The 21,940-nt window shown below is 75.9% G+C and carries 24 protein-coding genes; 9 read left to right on the top strand and 15 right to left on the bottom strand.

What is annotated here, in order from left to right; all coding sequences use genetic code 11:
- Nucleotides 1-3: 3 nt before the first annotated feature.
- Genes KRAD_RS12800 through KRAD_RS12790 form a run of 3 tightly spaced genes read right to left on the bottom strand, consistent with a single transcriptional unit; the run spans nucleotide 4 to nucleotide 2,806 of the window.
- On the bottom strand, nucleotides 4-1,638 hold the full coding sequence (locus tag KRAD_RS12800; protein ID WP_012086037.1) for a peptide chain release factor 3: 1,635 nt from the start codon (nucleotides 1,636-1,638) through the stop codon (nucleotides 4-6).
- A 45-nt stretch (nucleotides 1,639-1,683) separates the two neighbouring features.
- On the bottom strand, nucleotides 1,684-2,058 hold the full coding sequence (locus tag KRAD_RS12795) for a cupin domain-containing protein (protein WP_012086036.1): 375 nt from the start codon (nucleotides 2,056-2,058) through the stop codon (nucleotides 1,684-1,686).
- Nucleotides 2,059-2,065: 7 nt separating this feature from the next.
- Nucleotides 2,066-2,806 (bottom strand): DUF2848 domain-containing protein, encoded by a 741-nt coding sequence (locus tag KRAD_RS12790; protein ID WP_012086035.1) that lies wholly within the window; start codon nucleotides 2,804-2,806, stop codon nucleotides 2,066-2,068.
- A gap of 115 nt (nucleotides 2,807-2,921) precedes the next feature.
- Here KRAD_RS12790 and KRAD_RS12785 point away from each other — a divergent pair, with 115 nt between their 5' ends.
- A complete protein-coding gene (locus KRAD_RS12785) occupies nucleotides 2,922-4,268 on the top strand; it encodes an MFS transporter (RefSeq protein WP_012086034.1) in 1,347 nt (448 codons plus the stop codon).
- On the opposite strand, the gene KRAD_RS12780 is transcribed toward KRAD_RS12785, so the two are convergent.
- Nucleotides 4,240-4,902, bottom strand: a complete 663-nt coding sequence (locus tag KRAD_RS12780) for a GntR family transcriptional regulator (RefSeq protein WP_012086033.1) — start codon at nucleotides 4,900-4,902, stop codon at nucleotides 4,240-4,242. The genes KRAD_RS12785 and KRAD_RS12780 overlap by 29 nt on opposite strands.
- 37 nt (nucleotides 4,903-4,939) lie before the next feature.
- Between KRAD_RS12780 and KRAD_RS12775 the strand changes: the two genes are divergently transcribed.
- Together KRAD_RS12775 and KRAD_RS12770 are read left to right on the top strand one after the other, a co-directional pair.
- Entirely contained in the window at nucleotides 4,940-5,755 is an 816-nt protein-coding gene (locus tag KRAD_RS12775; RefSeq protein ID WP_012086032.1) for a carbon-nitrogen hydrolase family protein, read from the top strand.
- A 238-nt stretch (nucleotides 5,756-5,993) separates the two neighbouring features.
- Nucleotides 5,994-6,713, top strand: a complete 720-nt coding sequence (locus tag KRAD_RS12770; protein WP_238985745.1) for an ANTAR domain-containing protein — start codon at nucleotides 5,994-5,996, stop codon at nucleotides 6,711-6,713.
- Between the two features lie 15 nt (nucleotides 6,714-6,728).
- Here the strand turns inward: KRAD_RS12770 and KRAD_RS26590 are convergent, their stop codons facing one another.
- Entirely contained in the window at nucleotides 6,729-7,265 is a 537-nt protein-coding gene (locus KRAD_RS26590) for a phosphotransferase (RefSeq protein WP_203417564.1), read from the bottom strand.
- 392 nt (nucleotides 7,266-7,657) lie between these two features.
- On the opposite strand from KRAD_RS26590, the gene KRAD_RS24385 reads away from it, so the two are divergent.
- Nucleotides 7,658-8,113: an anthrone oxygenase family protein gene (locus KRAD_RS24385; RefSeq protein WP_049821194.1), complete on the top strand. Its 456-nt coding sequence runs from the start codon at nucleotides 7,658-7,660 to the stop codon at nucleotides 8,111-8,113.
- 58 nt (nucleotides 8,114-8,171) lie between these two features.
- Here KRAD_RS24385 and clpB read toward each other — a convergent pair whose 3' ends face one another.
- The 4 genes from clpB to KRAD_RS12740 all read right to left on the bottom strand — a co-directional run bounded on the left by clpB (nucleotide 8,172) and on the right by KRAD_RS12740 (nucleotide 13,571).
- On the bottom strand, nucleotides 8,172-10,808 hold the full coding sequence (gene clpB, locus KRAD_RS12755; RefSeq protein WP_012086027.1) for an ATP-dependent chaperone ClpB: 2,637 nt from the start codon (nucleotides 10,806-10,808) through the stop codon (nucleotides 8,172-8,174).
- Between the two features lie 114 nt (nucleotides 10,809-10,922).
- Nucleotides 10,923-11,600, bottom strand: a complete 678-nt coding sequence (locus KRAD_RS12750) for a response regulator (protein ID WP_012086026.1) — start codon at nucleotides 11,598-11,600, stop codon at nucleotides 10,923-10,925.
- The gene (locus KRAD_RS12745) at nucleotides 11,593-12,741 is read right to left on the bottom strand and encodes a sensor histidine kinase (RefSeq protein WP_012086025.1); all 1,149 of its coding nucleotides are present in this window, start codon (nucleotides 12,739-12,741) and stop codon (nucleotides 11,593-11,595) included. Before KRAD_RS12745 ends, KRAD_RS12750 begins: the two co-directional genes overlap by 8 nt.
- Nucleotides 12,742-12,743: 2 nt before the next feature.
- Nucleotides 12,744-13,571, bottom strand: coding sequence for a CPBP family intramembrane glutamic endopeptidase (locus tag KRAD_RS12740; RefSeq protein ID WP_041293168.1), 828 nt, complete (start codon nucleotides 13,569-13,571; stop codon nucleotides 12,744-12,746).
- 203 nt (nucleotides 13,572-13,774) lie between these two features.
- On the opposite strand from KRAD_RS12740, the gene KRAD_RS12735 reads away from it, so the two are divergent.
- The 5 genes from KRAD_RS12735 (at nucleotide 13,775) to KRAD_RS12720 (ending at nucleotide 17,385) form a co-directional block, all read left to right on the top strand.
- Nucleotides 13,775-14,719, top strand: coding sequence for a ribonuclease Z (locus tag KRAD_RS12735; protein WP_012086023.1), 945 nt, complete (start codon nucleotides 13,775-13,777; stop codon nucleotides 14,717-14,719).
- Nucleotides 14,720-14,728: 9 nt separating this feature from the next.
- Complete coding sequence (locus KRAD_RS27550) at nucleotides 14,729-14,851, top strand: hypothetical protein (protein ID WP_275263067.1); 123 nt, start codon at nucleotides 14,729-14,731, stop codon at nucleotides 14,849-14,851.
- A gap of 153 nt (nucleotides 14,852-15,004) precedes the next feature.
- Complete coding sequence (locus KRAD_RS12730) at nucleotides 15,005-16,588, top strand: histidine kinase N-terminal 7TM domain-containing diguanylate cyclase (RefSeq protein WP_041292075.1); 1,584 nt, start codon at nucleotides 15,005-15,007, stop codon at nucleotides 16,586-16,588.
- A gap of 54 nt (nucleotides 16,589-16,642) precedes the next feature.
- The gene (locus KRAD_RS12725) at nucleotides 16,643-17,077 is read left to right on the top strand and encodes a hypothetical protein (RefSeq protein WP_041292074.1); all 435 of its coding nucleotides are present in this window, start codon (nucleotides 16,643-16,645) and stop codon (nucleotides 17,075-17,077) included.
- On the top strand, nucleotides 17,074-17,385 hold the full coding sequence (locus KRAD_RS12720; protein WP_012086020.1) for a transcriptional regulator: 312 nt from the start codon (nucleotides 17,074-17,076) through the stop codon (nucleotides 17,383-17,385). Before KRAD_RS12725 ends, KRAD_RS12720 begins: the two co-directional genes overlap by 4 nt.
- An 8-nt stretch (nucleotides 17,386-17,393) precedes the next feature.
- Here KRAD_RS12720 and KRAD_RS12715 read toward each other — a convergent pair whose 3' ends face one another.
- The 6 genes from KRAD_RS12715 to KRAD_RS12690 form a co-directional block, all read right to left on the bottom strand.
- Entirely contained in the window at nucleotides 17,394-17,837 is a 444-nt protein-coding gene (locus tag KRAD_RS12715) for a hypothetical protein (RefSeq protein WP_012086019.1), read from the bottom strand.
- Nucleotides 17,838-17,880: 43 nt separating this feature from the next.
- On the bottom strand, nucleotides 17,881-18,543 hold the full coding sequence (locus tag KRAD_RS12710) for a GntR family transcriptional regulator (RefSeq protein ID WP_041292073.1): 663 nt from the start codon (nucleotides 18,541-18,543) through the stop codon (nucleotides 17,881-17,883).
- An 88-nt stretch (nucleotides 18,544-18,631) separates the two neighbouring features.
- Nucleotides 18,632-19,135: a ribose-5-phosphate isomerase gene (locus tag KRAD_RS12705; protein ID WP_012086017.1), complete on the bottom strand. Its 504-nt coding sequence runs from the start codon at nucleotides 19,133-19,135 to the stop codon at nucleotides 18,632-18,634.
- Nucleotides 19,128-20,102, bottom strand: a complete 975-nt coding sequence (locus KRAD_RS27545) for a phosphotransferase enzyme family protein (protein ID WP_012086016.1) — start codon at nucleotides 20,100-20,102, stop codon at nucleotides 19,128-19,130. The genes KRAD_RS12705 and KRAD_RS27545 overlap by 8 nt, the downstream gene beginning before the upstream one ends.
- 42 nt (nucleotides 20,103-20,144) lie before the next feature.
- A complete protein-coding gene (locus KRAD_RS27540; RefSeq protein WP_012086015.1) occupies nucleotides 20,145-20,846 on the bottom strand; it encodes a hemerythrin domain-containing protein in 702 nt (233 codons plus the stop codon).
- 63 nt (nucleotides 20,847-20,909) lie between these two features.
- On the bottom strand, nucleotides 20,910-21,932 hold the full coding sequence (locus KRAD_RS12690) for a beta-propeller fold lactonase family protein (RefSeq protein WP_012086014.1): 1,023 nt from the start codon (nucleotides 21,930-21,932) through the stop codon (nucleotides 20,910-20,912).
- Nucleotides 21,933-21,940 lie beyond the last annotated feature (8 nt).

Genomic DNA, 21,940 nt, shown 5'->3' with positions numbered 1-21,940 from the left:
TCGTCAGGAGCTCGTCGCGACGAGCTCCTCGAGCCGGACGCCGGGGTTGTCGCGCTCGAAGCTGCGGACGCGCCACTCGTCGGTGAAGAGGGCGAAGGTGCGCCCGTCGGTGTGGTGGACGACCTCGGTGCCGCGGTGGGCCCGCAGCAGCGGGGCGTCAGCGGCGTCGATGATCCGGGCCGTCGTGTAGGGCAGTTCGGTGAACAGCACCGGCGAGCGGAACTCGTGGGTCATCCGGTACTGGACGACGTCGAACTGCAGCGCGCCGACCGCGCTCACGACGGGCTCGCCGTCGCCGCGGGAGTCGGAGGTCAGGACGCGCACCACGCCCTCGGCGTCCAGTTCGCGCAGCCCCTGGCGGAACTGCTTGCCGACGCGCAGGTCGGCGGGGCGCACGGTGCGGAAGTGCTCCGGGGCGAACACCGGCAGCGGCGGGTAGGAGATCCGCCCGTTCTCGGAGAGCGTGTCGCCGACGACGACGTGGCGGGCGTTGACGAGGCCGATGACGTCGCCGGGCCAGGCCACGTCGACGGTGGAGCGGTCGGCGCCGAAGACGGTCTGGACGTGCTTGAGCACCATGGGCCGCCCGCTGCGGTCGTCGCGGACGGTCATGCCGCGGTGGAACACCCCGGAGTGGATCCGCGCGAAGGCGAGGCGGTCGCGGTGGGCGGGGTTCATCCCCGTCTGGGTCTTGAACACCTGCGCGCTGAAGCCCTCGGCGAGGGTGTGGGTCGCGCCCGCGACGTCGCGCTGGTCGTGGGGGGAGGGCGCGACGTCGACGAGGGCGTCGAGGACCTGCCCCACGCCGGTGTTCGCCACGGCGGCGGTGAAGTAGACGGGGGTCGTGCGGAAGGCGAGGAACTCCTCCTCGTCGTGGTCGGCGCCGGTCTCGGAGAGCAGCTCGTGCTCCTCCAGGGCCTGCTGCCACGACGGGCCCTCCAGGGCCGCGGCGTCCGCGGCGCTCATCCGCTGCTCCAGGGCGCGCGTCGCGCCGCCGGGGGCCTTGGTGTACTTCACGTACTCGCCGCTGCCGCGCTCCAGCAGGCCCCGGAAGTCGCCGGCGATCCCGACGGGCCAGGTGATCGGCGTGGGCTTGAGGCCGGTCACCGACTCGATCTCGTCGAGCAGGGCGAGCGCCTCCTGCCCGGGGCGGTCCCACTTGTTGACGACGGTGATCACGGGCAGGCCGCGCTGCTTGCAGACGCCGAAGAGCTTGCGGGTCTGGACCTCCATGCCGCGGGCCGCGTCCACCAGCATGATCACCGCGTCGACGGCGGTGAGGGCGCGGTAGGTGTCCTCGGAGAAGTCGGCGTGACCGGGGGTGTCGACGACGTTGACGACCATCCCGCGGTGGTCCAGCTGCAGCACCGCGGAGCTGATCGAGATGCCGCGCTGCTTCTCCATGTCCTGCCAGTCGGTGGCGACCCCGGCCCGGCCCGCCTTGCCGTGGACGTGCCCGGCCTCGCGGATGGCGTTGGCGTGCAGGGCCAGCGCCTCGGTCAGCGTGGACTTGCCGGCGTCGGGGTGGCTGATGACGGCGATGGTGCGGCGGCGGGAGGCCTCGGCCAGGACCTGCGCGGCCGTGGCTCGCGCGACCTCGGCGGTCGTCTCCAGCGTCTCGGTCTCGGCGGTGCTCACCCCCCCATCATCCCCGCTGGCGGGAGCGGTCGCCGACGCCCGGCCTCAGTCGGCGGCAGCCGGGCGGGTGGTGGCGGCAGCCGGGCAGGTGGTGACGAGCGCCTCCCACCCGCCCTCGCTGCGGTACGGGCCGTGCGGCATGCCCGGCGGGCGGAACGCGTACGTGCCGGCCGTCGCGACCACCCCGCTGGTGAGGTCGGTGAGCGCACCGGAGAGGACGTAGACCTCCTCCCAGTGCTCGTGCCGCAGCACCTCCGTCCCGCTGGTCCCGCCGGGCTCGTAGCGCTGCAGCAGCGCCGCGTCGTCGCCCTCCCCGCCGAGCACCCGGTTCCACACCCCGCGCGCGGGGGCGGGGGCCGGGACCCACGGCCCGGCGGGTTCGGCGAACTCCTGCGCGGGTCGCGCCCGCCCGGTGCCCACCGCCGCCTCAGCCCACGGCCGCGGGCAGGACGTCGACGCGGTAGCCGAGCTCGAGGGCGTCCCCGCGCACCGGGTCCTCCAGCCGGACGCTCCAGCGGCGGGCGAACTGGTCCACCCCCGGGACCATGGCGACCGTCCCGCTGAGCAGCACCGTCCCCGGGGTCGCGAGACCGCGCGCGCGCAGCGCGTCCAGCCAGTACGAGGGGGGCAGCAGCGCGGCGAGGGGGGCGTCCTGGACGAGGGTCCCGGGGCCGTCGCCGGCGTGGACCCAGGCCCGCAGGCGCAGCTGGTCCAGGTGGTCCTCGACGTCGACGAGCCGCCAGGCCCGTCGCCCGAGGACGTCGAGGCTCGCGTTCTTGCTCCACGCGACCCCGTGAACCTCCAGGGCGCGGTCGGTGTGGTCGCAGGCGACGGTCAGCAGCACGTCCTCGGGGTCGGGCCCGGACACGACCAGCGCCCACTCGGCCTCGCCGGAGGTGCGCTCGTGCTGCACGGGGACGACGTCGGCCTGCGCGGCGAGGTAGGGGGACACGGGGTAGAGGGCGGGCGTCGTCGCGGGGGCCGGTACCCCCAGCTCGGCGAGCTCGGCGATGTGCCGGGCGACCTCGGCCTGGTCCCGTCCGGCGTACCCGGCGTTGAGCAGGCGCGCGACGGTGACGGAGCGGACCTCGCCGTCGGGCAGTTCGAGGTCGAGGTGGCCGAGGTGGGCGGGGACGGCGGCGCGGGGGACGGTGGTGGGGACGGACACGGGTGCTCCTGTCGCTTCGTCGGAGGTGTCGACGCTAACACCTGTTGCATACACCTCGCATGCACTACCGTCGGGACATCCCGTCCGGTCCCGCACGACGCACGAGAGGAACACCATGGACGCCGCAGCACCGGCGACGGGCGTGTCCCGCGCCTCGGTCCGCAAGGCCTACGCCGCCAGCCTCACCGGGACCTCGCTGGAGTGGTACGACTTCGCCGTCTACTCCAGCGCCTCGGCCCTCGTCCTCCCGCAGCTCTTCTTCCCCTCCTCCGACCCGCTGACCGGGACGCTGCTGGCGTTCTCGACCTACGCCGTCGGCTACGTCGCCCGCCCGCTGGGCGGGATCCTGTTCGGGCGGCTGGGCGACGTGATCGGACGGAAGAAGGTCCTCGTCGCGACGCTGCTGCTCATCGGGATCGCGACCTTCGTCATCGGCCTGCTGCCCACCTACGCCACCATCGGCGTCGCCGCCCCGGTCCTGCTGGTGCTCATGCGCTTCGCCCAGGGCGTCGGGGTCGGGGGCGAGTGGGGCGGGGCCGTCCTGCTCTCCGCCGAGTTCGGTGACCCCCGCCGCCGCGGGTTCTACTCCTCCGCCGCCCAGGTCGGGCCGCCGGCGGGCAACCTGCTCGCCAACGGCGTCCTGGGCCTGCTCACCGTGACGATGAGCGAGGAGACGTTCGAGGGCGGCGGCTGGCGCATCGCGTTCCTGCTCTCCGCACTGCTCGTCGCCTTCGGGTTGTGGATCCGGCTCAAGCTGGAGGACACCCCCGTGTTCCAGGCCATCGCCGAACGCGGCGACGCCCCCTCGGCCCCGGTGCGCGAGGTGTTCCGGACGTCCCCGCGCGGGCTGGTCGCCGCCATCTGCTCCCGCGTCGGCCCGGACGTCCTCTACGCCATGTTCACGGTGTTCGTCCTGACCTACGGCACCACCGTCGTCGGGTTCTCCCGCGGTCAGGTCCTGGCCGCCGTCCTCGTCGGGTCCGCCTGCCAGCTGTTCCTCATGCCGCTGGCCGGCGCGGTGTCCGACCGGGTCAACCGGCGCCTGCTGTACGCGATCGGCGCGGTGTGCGCGATCGTGTGGCCGTTCGCGTTCTTCGCCCTCGTCGACGGCGGTTCCCACGTGGCGCTGACGGTCGGCGTCGTCGTCGGCCTGGCCATCCACGCCTGCATGTACGGGCCCCAGGCCGCGTTCGTGACCGAGCAGTTCTCGCCCCGGCTGCGCTACACGGGCTCCTCGCTGGCCTACACGATCGCCGGGATCTTCGGCGGGGCGCTCGCGCCGCTGGCGTTCACCGCCCTGCTCGACGCGACCGGGAGCGGGACCGCCATCGCCGTCTACATCGCCGTGGCCGCGGTCGTGACGCTCGTCGGGCTCGCCCTCGGGCGCGACCCCGACCCCGCCGAGGACGACGCGCTGCTGGCGGAGAACGCGGCTAAGCGGCCAGCAGGACGCGCAGCGTGACCTGCAGGTGCTCGTCGATCGCCGCGTGCGCCTCGGCCACGTCCCCGGCGGCCAGCGCGTCGACGATGCGCCGGTGCTCCTCGCACACCGTCTCCTGACGGCCGGCGGCGGAGTACAGGGCCTGAACGCCGATGCGCACCTGCCGCACCCGCAGGTTCGCGTAGGTGGAGGACAGCAACCCGTTGCCGACGGCGTCGACGAGAACCGAGTGGAACACCCGGTCCCACTCGATGAACCGGCGGGCGGCATCCGTTCCGCCCCCGCCGCCCAGGAGGAGGCGCTGCTGGTCCAGCGCCTCCTCCAGGGCCGCGAACGGGACGGTCCCCGCCGCCACCGTCCGGGTGGCGGCGTGCCGCTCCAACGCGCCGCGCAGGTCCATGAGCTCGCTGACCTGCCGCCCGGTGAGCACCGGGACGTAGGCTCCCCGCTGGGGCACCAGTTCCACCAGGCCCTCCGAGACCAGCAGCAGCAGCGCCTCGCGCACCGGGGTCCGGGAGACGCCGACCCGCGTCGCGAGATCCAGCTCGTTGAGGAAGGTGCCCTGGACGGAGGGGTCCACGAGCACCTCGTCGCGGAGGTACTGGTAAGCCCGTTCCCGACCTGTCGACCGTCCTGGCACACGACATGTGTACACCACCGGACCACCCGCCGAGCACGACCGAGGAGCCCCCGTGCGCATCGCCCTGGCCCAGATCAACAGCACCGACGACCCCGCCGCCAACCTCGACCTCGTTGCGGAGGAGGTCGCCCGCGCCGCCGGGCGGGGGGCCCGCCTCCTCGTCCTGCCCGAGGCCACGATGTGCCGCTTCGGGGTGCCGCTGGGCCCGGTCGCCGAACCCGTCGACGGGCCCTGGGCCGGGGAGCTGGCGGCGCTGGCCGACGCGGCGGGGATCACCGTCGTCGCCGGGGCGTTCTCCCCCGGCGGCGGGGACCGGGTGCGCAACACCCTGCTGGTGCGCGGCGCCGGGGTGCACGCCGACTACGACAAGATCCACCTCTACGACGCGTTCGACTTCGTCGAGTCCGAGAGCGTCGAACCCGGGACGGACCCGGTGGTCGTCGACGTCGACGGCGTCGGGGTGGGGTTCGCGACCTGCTACGACCTGCGGTTCCCCGACCTGTTCACCGCCCTCGCCGACCGGGGGGCGCAGGTCGTCGTGGTGGCCGCCTCCTGGGGGGCGGGACCGGGCAAGGTCGAGCAGTGGGAGCTGCTGGCGCGGGCGCGGGCCCTGGACTGCACCTCGTTCGTCGTGGCCTGCGGCCAGGCCGACCCGGGCGAGCTCGCCGGCGGGTCGACCGCCCCGCTGGGCGTCGGGCACAGCCGGGTCGTCGGCCCCCTCGGCGACGTCGTCGCCGCCCTGGGCGCCGAGCGCGGGCACCTCGTCGTCGACCTGGACCTGGAGCGGGTGGCCCGCGCCCGGGCCGCGCTGCCCGTCCTGGAGAACCGCCGCTCCTTCCGGACCCCCGGAACCGCCGAACACGCGTAGGCTGGGACCACTGCGCCACTGCCGCGCTCCGTCCCCCCGGCCAGGGGGGAGAGCGTCGCGGCCCGGGTTGGACCCACAGCTCTCGCAGGTTCCGTCACCGCTTCTGCAGCGGCGGGAACCGTTGCGGGGCGTCGAGCTCCGCGCCCCGTGTGGAGGAGCTCCAGTGTCCCCAGATCCCGTGTCCCCAGATCCCGCGTCCCCGACCCCCGCGTCCCCGCCCGAACCGGTCGAACCGGCTGTGGCGACCCCACCGCCGGCGGGGGAGCTGATGGACCCCCAGGACGCGTTCGCCGAGCTGAGCACGCTCGTCGTGGGCGAGACCCCCCTCAGCCAGGTCCTGGCCCGGGTGGCCCAGCTCGCCCAGGAGTGCGTGCCGGGGGCGGAGGAGGTGTCGGTGACGTTGCTGGAAGGCGACCGCGCCCGCTCCGCGGCCTTCACCGGCAGCCTCGCCGCCGCGCTGGACGAACGGCAGTACGAGGGCGGCTTCGGCCCCTGCATCGACGCCGCGCAGAGCGGGCAGGTCATCCGCGTGGACGACACCGGCGCGGAGGAGGTCTACCCCGACTTCGCCGCGGTCGCTGCGCGTCAGGGCGTGCGCAGCAGCCTCTCCGTGGGCATGCCGATGCCCCAGCGGATCCTGGGTGGGATCAACGTCTACCGCTTTGACGAGGGCGTCCTGGACGAGGACGCGGAGAAGACGTTGCAGGCCTTCGCCGCCTACGCCGCGGTCGCGTTGGCGAACCACTCCCTCTACGCCTCCTCGATGGCGCTCAACGGCAACCTGCAGGTCGCGATGCAGTCCCGGGCGGTGATCGAGCAGGCCAAGGGGGTGCTGGTGGCGAGCTTGCGCTGCAGCCCGGAGGAGGCGTTCGCGCACCTGGCGAAGCAGTCCCAGCACACCAACCGCAAGCTGCGCGACATCGCCACCGAGATCGTCGAACGCGCCGGCCGCGGCTGACCCCCGGCCGCGTCCTCAGCGCGCGGGTGCCCGCCGCCGGGCCACCCAGCGCGCCAGCGCCTCGCCCTGGACGCGCTGGAACTCCCGCAGCGTCGGCAACCCCGGCGGGACGGGCTGCGCGGCCCGGTGGAGGAAGAACGCGCGGAACCCGTCGAGCACCGTCGTCAGCACGTCCGCCTCCACGTCGCGGGTCAGCGCGGAGGTGGTGAGCACGCGCTCGGCGAGACCCTCCTCCCCCAGCCGGTCGACCTCGGCCAGCAGCGTCAGCAGGTCCAGCCAGGCGGGTCCGCGGCAGGCGTGCGGCCAGTCGACCAGGACCGCCCCGGCGGGGGTCAGCAGGAGGTTGTCCGCCCGCAGGTCCAGGTGGACGAGGCTGTCGCCGTCGAGGAGGTCCAGCGCGGGCTCCGGCAGTTCCCCGGCGAGGGCTTCCCGCGCCGTCGGCAGGTCCGGGACGGGGCAGGGCGTCCCCACCGCCACCAGCCGGTCCAGCGCCGCCACCACGGGACCGAGGTCGCCGGCCCGCCAGGGCAGGCCCGGCTGGTGCCCCGGCACCCGTCCAGGACCAGGACGTGCCAGTCCCCCACCCACCGCGCCCCGCGGAACCCCGGCGCGGGGACTCCCGCCGGCAGCGCCGCGGTGATCCGCGCCTCGCGCTCCTGCAGCCGGGGGGACTCGGGGTTCTGCGCGGCGCTCACCGCCTTGACGAAGGCCCGCGTCCCGTCGGCGGCGACGACCCGCTCGGCCGCTCCGGGGGAGAAACCCCCCGACTGCGAGACCGCGCGCACCGCCGGGGAGCCGAGGACCTCCGTGACGGCGTCGTGGACGGGCGCGGGCAGGTCGGCCCAGCGCCGTCGGTTCCCCCCGGACCCGTGCACCCCGCCACCGTCGCAGTCCCGGCCGCCACCGCACCAGCCGTTTCCCGGCCCGTGCGCCAGGATCGGGGCGTGAACCTCCCGTCCACCGCCGCCCTGTCCCGCGTCCACGACGCCTGCACCGCCGCGCTGGCGCTGGCGATCGTCCCCGAACCCTTCGGCCGGCGCCGCCGGGCGATGGGTTTCGACGACTACGTGCACCACCAGCAGCGCGCCGACGCCGTCATGCGCCGCCTCGCCCCCGCCCTGTCGGTCGCCGCGATGGCCACCGGCGCCGCCGCGGCCGTGGCCCGGGTCCGCCCGGACCCGGCGGGCGCGGCGTGGCGGGCGGGGTCGGTGGCCGCCGTCGCGGGCGCGATCGTCCTCACCGTGCGGGTGCACGTGCCCATCAACGAGCGGTTGCGCACCTGGCGGCCCGGGCAGGAGGCCCCCGGCTGGCGGGAGGCGCGGGCGCGCTGGGAACGCGCCCACGTGCTGCGGCGGGGGCTGGTCGTGGTGGCCGCGGCGGCGGTGGCGCGGTCGCGCTGAGGCCGGGCAGCGCGACGCCCACCCGCGGGCCGGCGGGTGGGCGTCGCAGGAGCCGGTCTCAGACGGTCAGCGCCGTCTCCGCCCGCCGGACGACGAGGCCGTTCGTCCCGGCCGAGGCCGGGTCGTCCAGGTCGAAGCTGCCGCGGGCGACGTCGACCTCGACGGTGTCGCCGTCGCGGACCTCCCCGGAGAGGATCGCGCGGGCGAGCTTGTCGCCGATCTCGCGCTGCACCAGCCGGCGCAGCGGCCGCGCCCCGTAGGCGGGGTCGTAGCCGGTGAGGGCCAGCCAGTCCTTCGCGGCGTCGGAGACGTCGAGGACGAAGCGGCGGTCGGCGAGGCGGTCGGCGAGGCGCTGCACCTGGATCTCGACGATCCGGGACAGCTCCTGCGTGGACAGCGGGTCGAACACGACGACGTCGTCGAGGCGGTTGAGGAACTCCGGCTTGAAGTTCGCCCGGACCGCGGTCATGACGGCGTCGTGCTTGGTGGCCTGCGAGAGCTCCGGGTCGACCAGGTACTGCGACCCGAGGTTCGAGGTCAGCACCAGGATGACGTTGCGGAAGTCCACCGTGCGGCCCTGGCCGTCGGTCAGGCGCCCGTCGTCGAGGACCTGCAGGAGGATGTCGAACACCTCCGGGTGGGCCTTCTCCACCTCGTCGAGCAGCACGACGGAGTAGGGCCGGCGCCGGACGGCCTCGGTGAGCTGGCCGCCCTCCTCGTAGCCGACGTAGCCCGGAGGGGCCCCGACGAGGCGGGCGACGGCGTGCTTCTCGGAGTACTCGCTCATGTCGATGCGGACCATGGCCCGCTCGTCGTCGAAGAGGAAGTCCGCGAGCGCCTTCGCGAGTTCCGTCTTGCCGACGCCGGTGGGGCCGAGGAAGAGGAACGAGCCGGTGGGGCGGTCGGGGTCGTTGACCCCGGCCCGCGAGCGCCGGACGGCGTCGGAGACCGCCTGCACCGCGGTGGTCTGGCCGATGAGGCGGGCGCCGAGGAACTCCTCCATGCGCAGCAGCTTCTCGGTCTCGCCCTCGAGGATCCGGCCGGCGGGGATGCCCGTCCAGCCGGCGATGACCTCGGCGATGTCGTCGGGGCCGACCTCGTCGGCGACCATCGGGGCCTGGGCGGGGGCGTCCTGCTCGGCGGCCTGGGCCTGGCGCAGTTCCGCCTCCAGCGCGGGGATGCGGCCGTAGAGGATCTCGCTGGCCCGCCCGAGGTCGCCCTCGCGCTGCAGGCGCTCGGCCTGCGAGCGCAGCTCGTCGACCTGGTGCTTGAGGTCGCCGACCCGGTTGAGGCCGGCCTTCTCCTGCTCCCAGCGCGCGGTGAGGGCGGTGAGCTGCTCCTGCTTGTCGGCGAGCTGGGCGCGCAGGGTCTCCAGGCGGTTGCGGCTGGCGGCGTCCTCCTCCTTGCTGAGGGCGAGCTCCTCCATCCTCATCCGGTCCACGGCGCGGCGGAGCTCGTCGATCTCGACGGGCGAGGAGTCGATCTCCATGCGCAGCCGGGACGCGGCCTCGTCGACGAGGTCGATGGCCTTGTCGGGCAGCTGCCGGCCGCTGATGTAGCGGTCGGACAGGGTCGCGGCGGCGACGAGGGCGGCGTCGGAGATCGCGACCTTGTGGTGGGCCTCGTAGCGCTCGCGCAGCCCGCGCAGGATGCCGATGGTGTCGGGCACCGAGGGTTCACCGACGAAGACCTGCTGGAAGCGGCGTTCGAGGGCGGGGTCCTTCTCGATGCGCTCGCGGTACTCGTCGAGGGTGGTCGCCCCGACGAGGCGGAGCTGGCCGCGGGCGAGCATGGGCTTGAGCATGTTGCCCGCGTCCATGGCGCCTTCGCCGGCGCCGGCGCCGACGACGGTGTGCAGCTCGTCGATGAAGGTGACGACCTGCCCGTCGGAGTCCTGGATCTCCTGCAGGACGGCCTTGAGGCGTTCCTCGAACTCGCCGCGGTACTTCGCCCCGGCGACCATGCTGGCGAGGTCGAGGGAGATCAGCCGCTTGCCGCGCAGGGACTCGGGGACGTCGCCGGCGACGATGCGCTGGGCGAGGCCCTCGACGACGGCGGTCTTGCCGACGCCGGGTTCCCCGATGAGGACGGGGTTGTTCTTGGTGCGCCGCGAGAGCACCTGCACGACGCGGCGGATCTCGGCGTCGCGGCCGATGACGGGGTCGAGGCGGCCCTGGCGGGCCTGCTCGGTGAGGTCGACGCCGTACTTCTCCAGCGACCGGTAGGTGCCCTCGGGGTCGGGGGAGGTGACCTTGGCGCCGCCGCGCACGGTGGGCAGGGAGTCGAGGAGGGCGTCGCGGGTGGCGCCGACGGCGCGCAGGGCCTCGCCGGCGGCGGAGGGGGAGGCGGCGGCCCCGAGGAGCAGGTGCTCGGTGGAGACGTAGGCGTCGTCGAGGGCGCGGGCCTCGTCCCCGGCGGCCTGCATGAGCTGCAGGGCGGGGCGGGAGAGCTGGGGCTGGCTGACGTTGGAGCCGGAGGCGCTGGGCAGCGAGGAGAGCGCGCCGTCGATCCGGCGGGTGAGGAGGGCCTGGTCGGCCCCGAGGGCGGCGAGCAGGTGACCGGCGACGCCGTTGTCCTGCCCGAGCAGGGCGGCGAGGACGTGGAGGGGTTCGACCTGCGCGTGCCCGGCGGACGTGGCGCGCCCGACGGCGTCGGCCAGGGCCTCCTGGGCGCGGGTGGTGAGCTTGAGGTCCACGGACTACCTCCGGTGCGTGAGGGGTGTGACGTTCGCTGGGTACAACTCTGCCAGACTTGAGCTTGTTCCGCTCAACTCTGGTGTCGTCGGCGTGACCCGGCCCCTCGGGTCGGGTCAGGGCGCGACGAGCCCCGTCCGGTAGGCGAGGACGACGGCCTGCACGCGGTCGCGCAGGCCGAGCTTGGCCAGGATCCGCGAGACGTAGGTCTTGACCGTCTCGTGGCTGATGACGAGCTCGGCGGCGATCTCGGCGTTGGACAGGCCGCGGGCGATCAGGCCCAGCACCTCGACCTCGCGCGGGGTCAGCCCGGCCAGCTCCGCCCCTGCTCCCCCGCGTCCGGGCGCGACCTCCCGGATGCGCTCGGCGAAGCGCCCGACGAGGCGGCGGGTGACGGCCGGGGCCAGCAGCTGCTCACCTCCCGCGACGGTGCGCACGGCGGCGACGAGCTCCGCCGGGCGCGCGTCCTTCAGGAGGAACCCCGCCGCCCCGGCCCGCAACGCGTCGTAGACGTGCTGGTCCAGGTCGAACGTCGTGACCACCAGCACCGTCAGCGGCTCGGCGACCCCGGGCCCGGCGATCAACCGGGTCGCCTCCACCCCGTCCATCACCGGCATCCGGACGTCCATGACCACGACGTCGGGTCGCAACCGCAGGGCGAGGTCCACCGCGGCGCGCCCGTCACCGGCCTCCCCCACGACCTCGAGGTCGGGCTGGGCGTCGAGGATGGTGGCGAAACCGGCGCGGACCAGCTCCTGGTCGTCGCAGACGAGCACGCGCAGCGCCTCAGCCACGTCCGGCTCCCGACGGGATCCAGGCCCGCACCGCGAAACCGCCGCCGGGTTCGGGACCCGCCGCGAACCGGCCGCCGACGAAACCCACCCGCTCCTCCAGACCGACCAGCCCGCGCCCCGAGCGCGCCCACCCCCGCCGGGGCCGCCCGACGGCGGTCGTCGCGACCTCGACGACGACCTCGCGCGGGCCCCGGTCGACCCGGACGACGGTGCCGGCGCCCGGCGCGTGCTTGACCGCGTTGGTCAGGGACTCCTGCACCACCCGGTAGACGGCGAGCTCGACCCCGGCCGGGCCCGCGGTCGCCGAGCCGCTCTCGCGCAGGTCGACGGAGAGGCCCGCGGCGCGCCCCCGGTCGACGAGGTCCGCCAGGCTGCCCACCGCGGGGTCGCGGGCGGGATCGCCCGCGCCGTGCAGGGCGCCCAGCAGGTCGCGCAGGTCCGTCATCGCCGAGCGGCCCGTCTCCCCGATGACCCCCAGGCCCGCGGCGACCCGCTCCGGCTGCCGCTCCACCAGGAACCGCATCGCCTCCGCCTGCACCACCATGGCCGTCACGTGGTGGCTGACGACGTCGTGCAGCTCGCGGGCGATGCGGGCCCGTTCCTCGGCGACGGCCGCGGCGGCCTCCGCGGCCCGCAGCGCCGCCTGCGCCCCCCGGCGGGAACGGACCCAGGCGCCGGCGGCCCAGAACGCGGCCAGCACCGGCAGGAACGTGAGGAGCTCCAGGACGCCGGCCGGGGAACCCACCGCCCGCAGCGCCACCACGAGGACGAGGTAGCCCGCCGCGGCGGCGGCCGCGGTGGCGCGCCGGTGGCGGCGCAGGTGGGCCCCGGCGGCGAACAGGGCGAGGTGGAGGCCCAGACCCGCCGCGGTGGGGGCGTAGCCGAGGGCCTGGTGGCCGGCGAAGGCGGCCCCGACGAGCGCGAGGCAGACCGCCGGGTGCGACCGGCGCAGCACCAGCGGCAGGCTCTGCCCCAGCACCAGCGCCACCCCGAGGGCGTCGGGGGGACGGACGGGGAGCTCCCCCAGCTCGACCCAGACCCCGGAGGTCCCCGGGGCGGCGGCCACCGCGGTGAGGAGCAGCGCGAGCACCAGGTCGCGGGCGGCGGGGCTCCGCGACCAGGGGCGCGGGGCGGGGAGCACGCTCAGAGGGTAGGAGACGCGACGCGGGCCGCGGTGCGCCGCGGGCGGACGCCGCCGGAGCGGCGGGCCCAGCGGATCAGCAGGGCGGTCAGCGCGAGGCAGACGAGGACCGCCGGCAGGCTCGCCTCCGGGCCGAACCCGCCGCCGGTGAGCAGGACCGGGCCCTCGACGGCCCCGAGGAGCAGGCTGCCGCCGCCGTGCTCGGCGCCGGAGACGGCGGTCCCGAAGATCCCGCCCTCGGCCAGGTTCCAGCCCAGGTGCAGGCCGATGGGCAGCCACAGCGACCGGGTCGCGGCGTAGGCGGCGGCGAGCATCCCGCCGGCCTCGACGGCGATCGCGAGCGCCCCCCAGACCGTCGCCCCGGGGTTGAGCAGGTGCAGGCCGCCGAAGAGGAGCCCGGACACGACCAGCGCGCCCCACGTCCCCGCGAGCTCCTCGACGAGGCGGAAGACCACCCCCCGGAACAGCAGCTCCTCCACGACCGCGACGGCGGTCACGAGGCCGAGCGTGCCGAACGCGCCCTCCACCGACCCCCAGCCCGTGACCCGGTACCCGCCGAGGACGGCGACGACCGCGATGGCCAGGGTGAAGACCCCCAGGCCGAGGGCGGTCCCGCGCCCCAGCCAGCGCCCGGCCCCGCTCAGCGCGACCTCACCGACCCGGCGGCGTTCCAGCCGCCCGACGAGGACCCCGTACAGGCCCAGCGCCGCCGCGGCGCAGCCCACCCCGACGAGCAGGCCGGGCACGGCGGACCCGGCGGCCGCGCCGGCGAGCCGGGCGGTGAGCACCAGCACCGCCGCGAACACGACGAACAGCAGCGGCAGGCGCACCCCCAGCGGCCTCGCCCGGGGGGAGGGGACCACCTCGGGGGTGCGGGAACGGTTGCGCAGCACGGTGTCTCCTCGTGGACGGGGGTCCGCCGCCCGGTGGCGGCGACCTGTCCACGACGCTACGGACGCGCCCGCGCGGGGTCGTCACCCCGCGGTGGACACCCGCGGGTAGCTCGCTCGGGGGACGGGGGCAGTCTGGTGCGGTGAGCCCCCGCGAACTCGTCGTCCTCGGCACCGCCGGGCAGGCCCCCACCCGCACCCGCAACCACAACGGCTACCTGCTGCGCTGGGACGGGACCTCGGTGCTGTTCGACCCCGGCGAGGGCACCCAGCGGCAGATGCTGCACGCGGAGGTGTCCGCCCCGCGCATCGAGCGGATCTGCGTCACCCACCGGCACAACGACCACTGCCTCGGCGTCCCCGGCGTCCTGAACCGGATGGCCCAGGACGGCCCCGGGCGCCCGGTGACCCTGCACGGGCCCGACGACGCGTTCGAGCACCTGCGGGCGCTGGCCGTCGTCGCGGCCGCCCACGTGGAGGTGACCGTCGAGGGGATCCCCGTCCGCGACGAACCCGTCGAGGTGGCCCGGGTCGCCGGGGCGCGGCTGAGCGCCCGGGCCCTGGACCACCGGGTGCCGACGGTCGGCTACCGGCTGGAGGAACCCGCGGGCCGCTCCTTCGACGCCGCCGCCCTCGCCGACGCCGGCATCACCGGACCCGACGTGGGCGAGCTGCAGCGGCGCGGCGAGCTGCGCGGGGTCCGGCTGGCCGACGTCTCCGTCGAGCGCCCCGGCCAGGTGTTCGGCTTCGTCATGGACACCCGCGACCACCCCGCCGTCGTCGACCTCGTCCGCGACGCCGACCTCGCCGTCCTGGAGTGCACCTACTCCGAGCGCCACGCCGACCTCGCCCGCGACCGCGGCCACCTCACCGCCCGCCAGGCCGGGCGGGCCGCCGCCCGGGCCGGGGTGCGGACCCTCGTGCTGGCGCACTTCTCCCAGCGCTACCCGGACCTGGAGGAGCTGGCCGCCGAGGCCCGGGCCGCCGTCGCGGAGCTGGGCGGGCGCACCCGGGTGCACCTCGCGCACGACCTCGACGTCGTGCCCGTGCCGCCGCGCCGGAGCGCGCCGGCGCGCGCGGCGTCCTAACGTCGCGCCATGAGCAGCCAGCCGTTCGACCCCGCCGACCCGCCCGTCCCCGAGCTGGAGGTGGACGAGGACGTGCCGCCGCGCCCGGAGGAGGAGGTCGCCGACGCCGACCGGGGCACCCCGCCGGTCTGACGTCCGCCGCCCGGCGCCGGCACCCCGGTCTGGCACCCTGGGCGCTCCGGGCGGGTGGAGGACCTCACCCGTACGGCCCCGTCCGCCCTCCAGCGGGGCGGCGGGGTGTCCGATCCGTTCCTGAGGGGTCCGTCGGGGATCGGGGGAGGTGCGGTGGACGAGGTGCTCGCGCTCGCCTTCGCGACCTCCGCGCTGCTCAACGCGGTGCTGGCGGTCCTCGCCTGGCGCCGGCGGTCGGCCACCCCGGCCGCCACCGCCCTGGCCACCGCCTTCGCGAGCCTGGCGCTCTGGTCGGCCACCGGCGTCCCGCTCAACTTCCCCGTCTCCCCGCCGGTGCACGCCGCGCTGACCTACGGTTCGTTCGTCGGCATCCTCGGGTCGGTGGTGAGCCTCTACCTGCTCTCCCGCGTCGTGGCCGACCCCCACTACCGGCCACCGAGGGGCCAGGTCGTCCACCTCGCGGTCGTGCCGCTGCTCGTCCTCGCGGTCGCGGCCACCGACCCGTGGCACCACCTGGTGCTGACCCGGGTCACCCCGATCCCGCAGGCCCCGTGGTTCGAGGTCCGGTGGGGCCCGCTGTTCTGGGTGCACACGCTCTGGTGCTACGCCCTGCTGACGTCGGCGTTCGCCCGGCTCCTGCACGCCTGGTGGCGCGGGAGCGGGCCGGTGCGCCGGCAGGTGGGCCTGCTGCTGCTGGCCGGTCTGGTCTGCACCGCCGGCAACGTCGTGGTCATCAGCGACCCGGAGGTGTTCTCCGGCCGCGACCTCACCCCGCTCTCGTTCACCCTCACCGCGCTCATCGACGCCTACGCCGTGCTGCGGGTGGGGTTGCTGCGGGTGGTGCCGATCGCGCGGGCCGCGGTCCTGGAGAACGTGCGCGACGCCATCGTGGTCGTCGACGCGGGGGGGACGGTCGTCGACGTCAACGCCGCCGGCCGCGCCTACCTGCGCACCCGCTACCCGGACCTGCCGGTGGACCCGGTCGGCCTGCCCGCCGCGCGGTTCCTCACCGCCCGCGCGCTGGGGGACCTGCCCGGGGGGTACCTGAGCTACGAGCTGGAGCACGCCTCCGGGCTGCACCTGGACGTCCAGGTCACGGCGCTGCGCGACCGCCGGGGCCGGGACCTGGGGCGGGTCGTGGTGGGGCGCGACGTCACCGAGGTGGCCCAGCTGCGGGCGCAGCTGGCGGAGGAGGCGGTGCGCGACCCGCTGACGGGGCTGCACAACCGCCGCCACTTCGACACCGCCGCCGCGCAGCTGCTGCGGTGCGCGGCGGCCACCGGCGACCCCGTCGGCGTCCTGGCCGTCGACATCGACCACTTCAAGCGGGTCAACGACACCCACGGCCACGCCGTCGGCGACCTCGTGCTCGTGGAGGTGGCGCGGGTGCTGGCCGCGGCCGAGCGGCGCGGCGACCTCGTCGCCCGCACCGGCGGGGAGGAGTTCGTGCTGCTGCTGCCGGGGGCGGACGAGGAGGCCCTCGCGGTGCGCGCGGAGCAGGTGCGGGCGGCGTGCGCGGCCCTGGACGTGCCGGTGGCCGCCGGCACCCGGGTGCGGCCGACGGTGTCGGTCGGGTGCGCCGTCCTGCCCCACCACGGGGCGGACCTCACCGGGGTCCTCGCCGCCGCCGACCGCGCGCTCTACGCCGCGAAGGCCGGCGGCCGGGACCGGGTGGTGGTGGCGACGGCGCCCCCCACCGCGCCCGTCGAGGAGCCCAGGACCACCCCGGCCCCCTGAGCCCCACCGGGGAGATGGTTGCCACGACGGAAAACACCCGCTACTGTTTCCGTCATGGAAAACATCGCTCCCACCCCCGACGCCGCCGAGGCCCGCGCAGCGCTGGCGGAGGTCCAGGCCGTCCAGCGGGCCGTGCGGGACACGCCGTGGCCCACCTGGATCTACCCGGTCAACGCCCTCCTCCTGGGCGCCCTGGCCCTGACCGCCCTCGTCACCGAGCACCGCACCAACCTCTTCCTGGCCGCCAGCGCCACCATCCTCGGGGTCAACGTCGGGGCCGGGTACCGGATGGGCACCCCCTGGACGCTACCCACCAGCCGCGGCTTCCTCGCCGCCGTCGCCCTCGCCGGCGCCTGCGCGCTCGGCGCCCTGGTCGTCGCCGACGTCACCGACCGCACCTGGCCGGTCGTCGCCCTCGCCGCGGCCGCCACCGCCAGCTACCTCCTCGCCGGCGTGGTGCACCGCCGGTCCACCGGGCGGCCCCGGTGAGCGCCGAGCTCGACCCCGTCATCCACCCCACGCACCGCCTGCGCATCTGCGCGATGCTCGTCGCCGGCACCACGCTGGAGCTGTCGGTGGTCAAGGACCACCTCGAGCTCAGCCCCTCGGCGCTGAGCAAGCAGGTCGCCGCCCTCGTCGAGGCCGGGTACGTGAAGCAGGAACGCCTGGGGACCGACTCGCGCCGGGTGTGGCTCTCCCTCACCCGCCAGGGCCTGAAGGCCTACCGGAACCACGTCGCCGCGCTGCAGGAGATCGTCGCCACCACGACGGCCCCCACCGCCGACGCCGCCCTCTGAGCGGCGGGTCAGCGGGACGGGGAACCGGCGACCGCCCCCCACGCCGCCAGCGCCGCGTCGTCCAGCCGCTCCCGCACCGCCGCGAGCTGGTCCGCGCGCAGGTAGGAGGGGTTGCTGCCCGCCGCCATCCGCACCACCTCGGCGTCGCGGAAGCGCCCGTCGCCGAGGAGCTCCGCCCGGGCGACGGGGACGGCCAGGGGCAGCAGCTCCACCTCGACGCGGTCGTCGGCCCCCGGGTGGCCGACCACCCGGCCCACGGCCGCCACCCCGGGCCGGACCCGGCCGCTCACCCAGAGCAGGCACGGCTGCCCCGGCGACACCAGGTCCAGCCGGTAGCTGCGCCGCAGGCACCGGTGCAGCCGCTGCACCCCACCGCCCGCCGTCAGCTCCGCCGGCCAGCCGGCCGACTTCAGCAGCCAGCAGGCGACGTCCTCCCCCGAGAGTCGTTGCACCGCACCATCGTGGGGGACGGGAGCCGGTAGCGCGATCCGCGGTTCAGGCGCCCGGCGCCGGCGGTGCGGCCCGGTGGGCCCGCAGCACCTGCCGCTCGGCCTCGTCGAGGTAGCTGCGCAGCCGCCGCGCCGCGGCCACCCCGCCCCGTTCCCGCAGGGTGTCCAGGATCGCGTGGTTGCGCCGGAGGTAGGGGCCGTGGAACTCCTCCGGCCGGCCCACGCCGTGGAAGACCAGGCGCAGCTCGTTCCAGATGCCCTGCATGAGCGCCTCGATGCGGGAGCTGCCCAGCGCCGTCAGCGCCCGGTGGAAGTCCACGTCGGCGGCGCCGACGCCGACCCAGTCGCCCGCGTCGGCCCGCCGCTGCGCGCGCTCCAGCGCCGCGGCGACGTCGGCCAGGCCGTCGGTGCGCCGCCCGTGGTCGCGCACCGCGGCGCACTCCACCAGCCGCCGGGCGTCGTAGAGCTCGTGGACGTCCTGCGCGGTGGGGATGCGCACGAACACCCCGCGGTTGAGCTCGTGGACGACGAGGCGCTCCTCGGCGAGGGCCCGGAAGGCCTCCCGCAGGGTGTTGCGGGAGACGTCGAGGGCGGCGCACACCTCGGGTTCGGACAGCCGCGAACCCACCGGGTGGGTGCCGTCGAGGATGCCCTTCCGCACCAGGTCCGCGACCCGGTGGGCGCGTCCCGACACGTCCCGGTCCTCCACCCCGCGGACGCTACCAGGGGCCGGTGCGGCCGGATCGTTGAACGATCAGCCGCACCGGCTGGCCCCGGTGCGGGCCCGCCGGGCCGGTTCAGCAGGAGGAGGCGGCCACGTCGGCGTCGGTGTTGGCCACGGTCTCGTAACCGGTGATGGCCTCGACCTTGGCCGCGGAGGCGGAGCTGGGGTCGAAGACGTAGCCGAGGAACTCCTTGGCCAGGCGACGGGCCAGCTCCTTGCCGATGACCCGCTCGCCCAGGGTCAGGACCTGACCGTCGTTGGAGAGCACCAGGCGCTCCACGGAGAAGGAGTCGTGGGCCACCGAGGCGCGGATGCCGGGGACCTTGTTCGCCGCGATGGCCACGCCCATGCCGGTGCCGCAGACGAGGATGCCGCGGTCGGCCTCACCGGCGGCGATCTTGCGGGCGGCGGCGACGGCCACGTGGGGGTAGGCGGTCTTGTCGTCGTCACCGTTCACGCCGACGTCGAGGACCTCCTTCACGCGGGGGTCCTTCAGCAGGTCCGCCTTGATGGCGTCCTTGTAGGAGACACCCGCCTCGTCGGCGGCCAGCACCACGCGCCACTGCAGATCAGTCATGTCCTTCTCCTCCTGAGCGTTCGGCGTTCCTCGACGACGGAGCGGACGGGCTCCCGGCGCCACCGGTCCCAACACCGGGCCCACCACCGTGCTTCCCCCCGCGCTCGCGCCCGGGCTCCCCCGCGAGGACCGCGGCCTCGAGGACCGCGCGGTGGGCGCCCACGTAGCGGGCGTCGGCCCGGTAGAGCTCGTCGTGGCCGTCGGCGACGTGCTGCGCGAACGCCGCCACCCCCGCGCCCGCCTGCTCGTGCATGTGCCGGACCAGCAGGTCCAGGTGCTCGAGGACGGCGTCGACGAGGCCCCGTCGCTCCACCGCGCTCGCGCCGTAGGCGTCGCAGAACGCCGCGAGCCGGGCGGCCTGCTCCGCGGTGCCGGGGCGGACCCCCTCGTGGGCCGGGTCCGACAGCGGCACCCACCGGTAGGCCGCGACGCCCAGGTCGGTCAGGCGGGGCCCGGGGCGGGCGGTGTCGAAGTCGATGAGGCCGACCACCCGCTCGCCGTCGAGGACGCAGTTGTGCGGGGCGTAGTCGCCGTGGCAGACGACCTCGACGGGCTCGCGCACCGGCAGCAGCCACCCCTCCCGGGGCAGCGCGCGGGCGAACCCCGCGGTGGCACGGTGGTAGTCGCGCAGGAGCTCCGCCGCGGTGCGCAGCGCCGTCGCCGAGGCCGCCTCGTCGCTCACCGGGTAGTTCCCGACGGTCCCGGGCAGGAAGTCCAGCTCCTCCCGGCCCCCGGCCGCGCCGTGCACGCGGGGCGCGGCGTCGAAGCCCGCCGCCTCCAGCCGGCGCAGCAGGTCGTGCACCCGCACCGACCACGGCCCGGTCGGGCGCAGGACGCGGTCCCCGCGGCGCACCACCCGGTTCACCCCGCCCCCGACCAGGACCTCGTCACCCGGGAGGTCACCGGGGAGGTCGTCCGGGAGGTCGCCCGGGAGGTCGCCCGGCGGGCCGGCGGGCTCGTCGCTCACCCCGCCACCCTGACCCGGCGCGGCCCGCGCCGTCCACCGGGTTCAGGACCGCCGCCGCCCCCCGATCACCAGCACCGCGACGACGGCCACCACGACGACCGGGGCCGCCAGCCGGCGACGGGTGCTGCCCACGGGCAGCAGGTGGTCCACGCCGTCCTTCACGCGGTCGGACACCGCGAGCGGGATCCCGGTCAGGACGTTGCCCGGGGGTTCGCGGGGGATGCGCGGGTGCGGTCGCGTCGGGGACGTCCGGCGCTGCAGCTCCCAGGCCGCCCCGATCGCGCGCAGCTCGTGCACCCCCGCCACCTGCTGCAACCGCGGCAGGAGGTCGTCCTCCTCGTCGTGGGCGTCGTGGCGGATGACCTCGAAGGCGTGCCGGACGGTCGCGTCGTAGTCCGCCGACGCCGGGTCGGCGCGCTGCAGCGCCTCCAGCGCCTCGTTCACCGTCTGGTGGTCGCCCTCGATGTGGCGGGTCAGCTCGTCGTCGCCGTCGGCCAGCAGCCTGCGGTACGCGGGGAACAGCACGGTCTCCTCGGCGAAGGCGTGCCGCAGGGCACGCTCCCCCACCTCCGCGACGATGCGGCCGCGCTCGCCGGGGTCGCTCGTCGCGTCGTAGGAACGCATCAGCTCGTCGAGCTCGGCGTGGTCGCGGCTCTGCCGGGACAGGATGCTGCCCGGGCCGCCCCGTTCGTCCTCGGTCTGGTCGGCCACGGACCGCAGCCCGTTGTGGCGTGGGTTCGTCATGCCTCTCCCCTGCCCGCTCCGGCGCCCTCCCACGCACCCCGGCGGCCGGGACGCGCCGGCGGCTCAGAGCGGCAGCACGCAGGTCGGGGACCCGACCTCGACGGCGGAGCGGTCGACGACGCTCAAGTCCTCGCCCAGGGTGAGGTGGACGACGAGGTCGGAGTCCTGGGCGGCGACGTAGAGGTGGTGGCCGAGCACGAGCACGTGCCGCGGGTTCCGCGCCCCGATCGCGACGTCGCGCACGGGCCGGGGGACCCCGTCGACGAGGTCGAGGAGGGTGAGCACGTCGGCGCCGCGGTGGGCGACGACCAGCCCCCACGGGGCGCGGGCGACCTCGGAGGGGTGGACCCGTCCCGCCGCGGGCCCCGGCCCGGCCAGGGCGGGGGTGACGACGGGGTCGGACAACCGGCCCGCGCGCAGCGCGAACGAGGTGACGGTGACGTCGAGCTCGCCGACGACGTGGAGGCGGTCCCCGTCGACGACGGCGTGGCGCGGTCCGGTGCCGGGGGCCAGGTCGAGGACCTGCACGGGTTCGGGCGAGGCGCCGGCGGCGTCCAGGGCGTGCACGCGGACCTCGTCGGTGCCGAGGTCGAGCACGGCGAACGCGTCGTCGCCCAGGAGCCGGGTGGAGTGCGGGTGGGAGGCGTCCTGCCGGTCGGTGTCGGGACCGGACCCCTCGCCGCGCAGCGTCTGGCGCAGCCCCCGGACGGCCCCGCCGTCCAGGTCGAGCACGCCGACGCCGCCGCCGTAGTTCGCCGCGAGCAGGAACTCCCCGGCGAGGGTGAGGTGGCACGGCGAGGCGCCGCCGCTGGGGGACTCCCCCCGCAGCTCCCAGGCCCGGCCGTCGAAGCGGCGGGTGGAGACGCGGCCCTCGTCGAGCTCGTGGGCGGCGTGCACCAGCCCGGTGCCCGGCGCGCCCGCGGCCAGGAAGGACGGCGAGGAGCAGCCCTCGACGAGCCCGGGCCGCCCCAGCCGGCCCGTGCGGGGGTCGCGCGGCAGCAGCGTCACGCCGGCGCCCCGCCCGCCGGTGGCGGCGGTGTAGGAGCCGACGGCGAGGACGTCCGGTCCGGACGGGGAGGAGGTCACGGCGGGAT

The organism is Kineococcus radiotolerans SRS30216 = ATCC BAA-149 (genome assembly GCF_000017305.1).
In the GTDB taxonomy this organism is placed as follows: Bacteria; Actinomycetota; Actinomycetes; order Actinomycetales; family Kineococcaceae; genus Kineococcus; species Kineococcus radiotolerans.
Note: the sequence above shows the minus strand (reverse complement) of the source record. Positions and strands in the feature narration are given on the sequence as shown.

Coding starts and splice junctions, on each gene's coding strand:
- KRAD_RS12785 (WP_012086034.1), top strand. CDS start 2,922: ATGGACGCCGCAGCACCGGCGACGGGCGTGTCCCGCGCCTCGGTCCGC.
- KRAD_RS27550 (WP_275263067.1), top strand. CDS start 14,729: ATGAGCAGCCAGCCGTTCGACCCCGCCGACCCGCCCGTCCCCGAGCTG.
- KRAD_RS12725 (WP_041292074.1), top strand. CDS start 16,643: ATGGAAAACATCGCTCCCACCCCCGACGCCGCCGAGGCCCGCGCAGCG.
- KRAD_RS12705 (WP_012086017.1), bottom strand. CDS start 19,135: ATGACTGATCTGCAGTGGCGCGTGGTGCTGGCCGCCGACGAGGCGGGT.
- KRAD_RS27540 (WP_012086015.1), bottom strand. CDS start 20,846: ATGACGAACCCACGCCACAACGGGCTGCGGTCCGTGGCCGACCAGACC.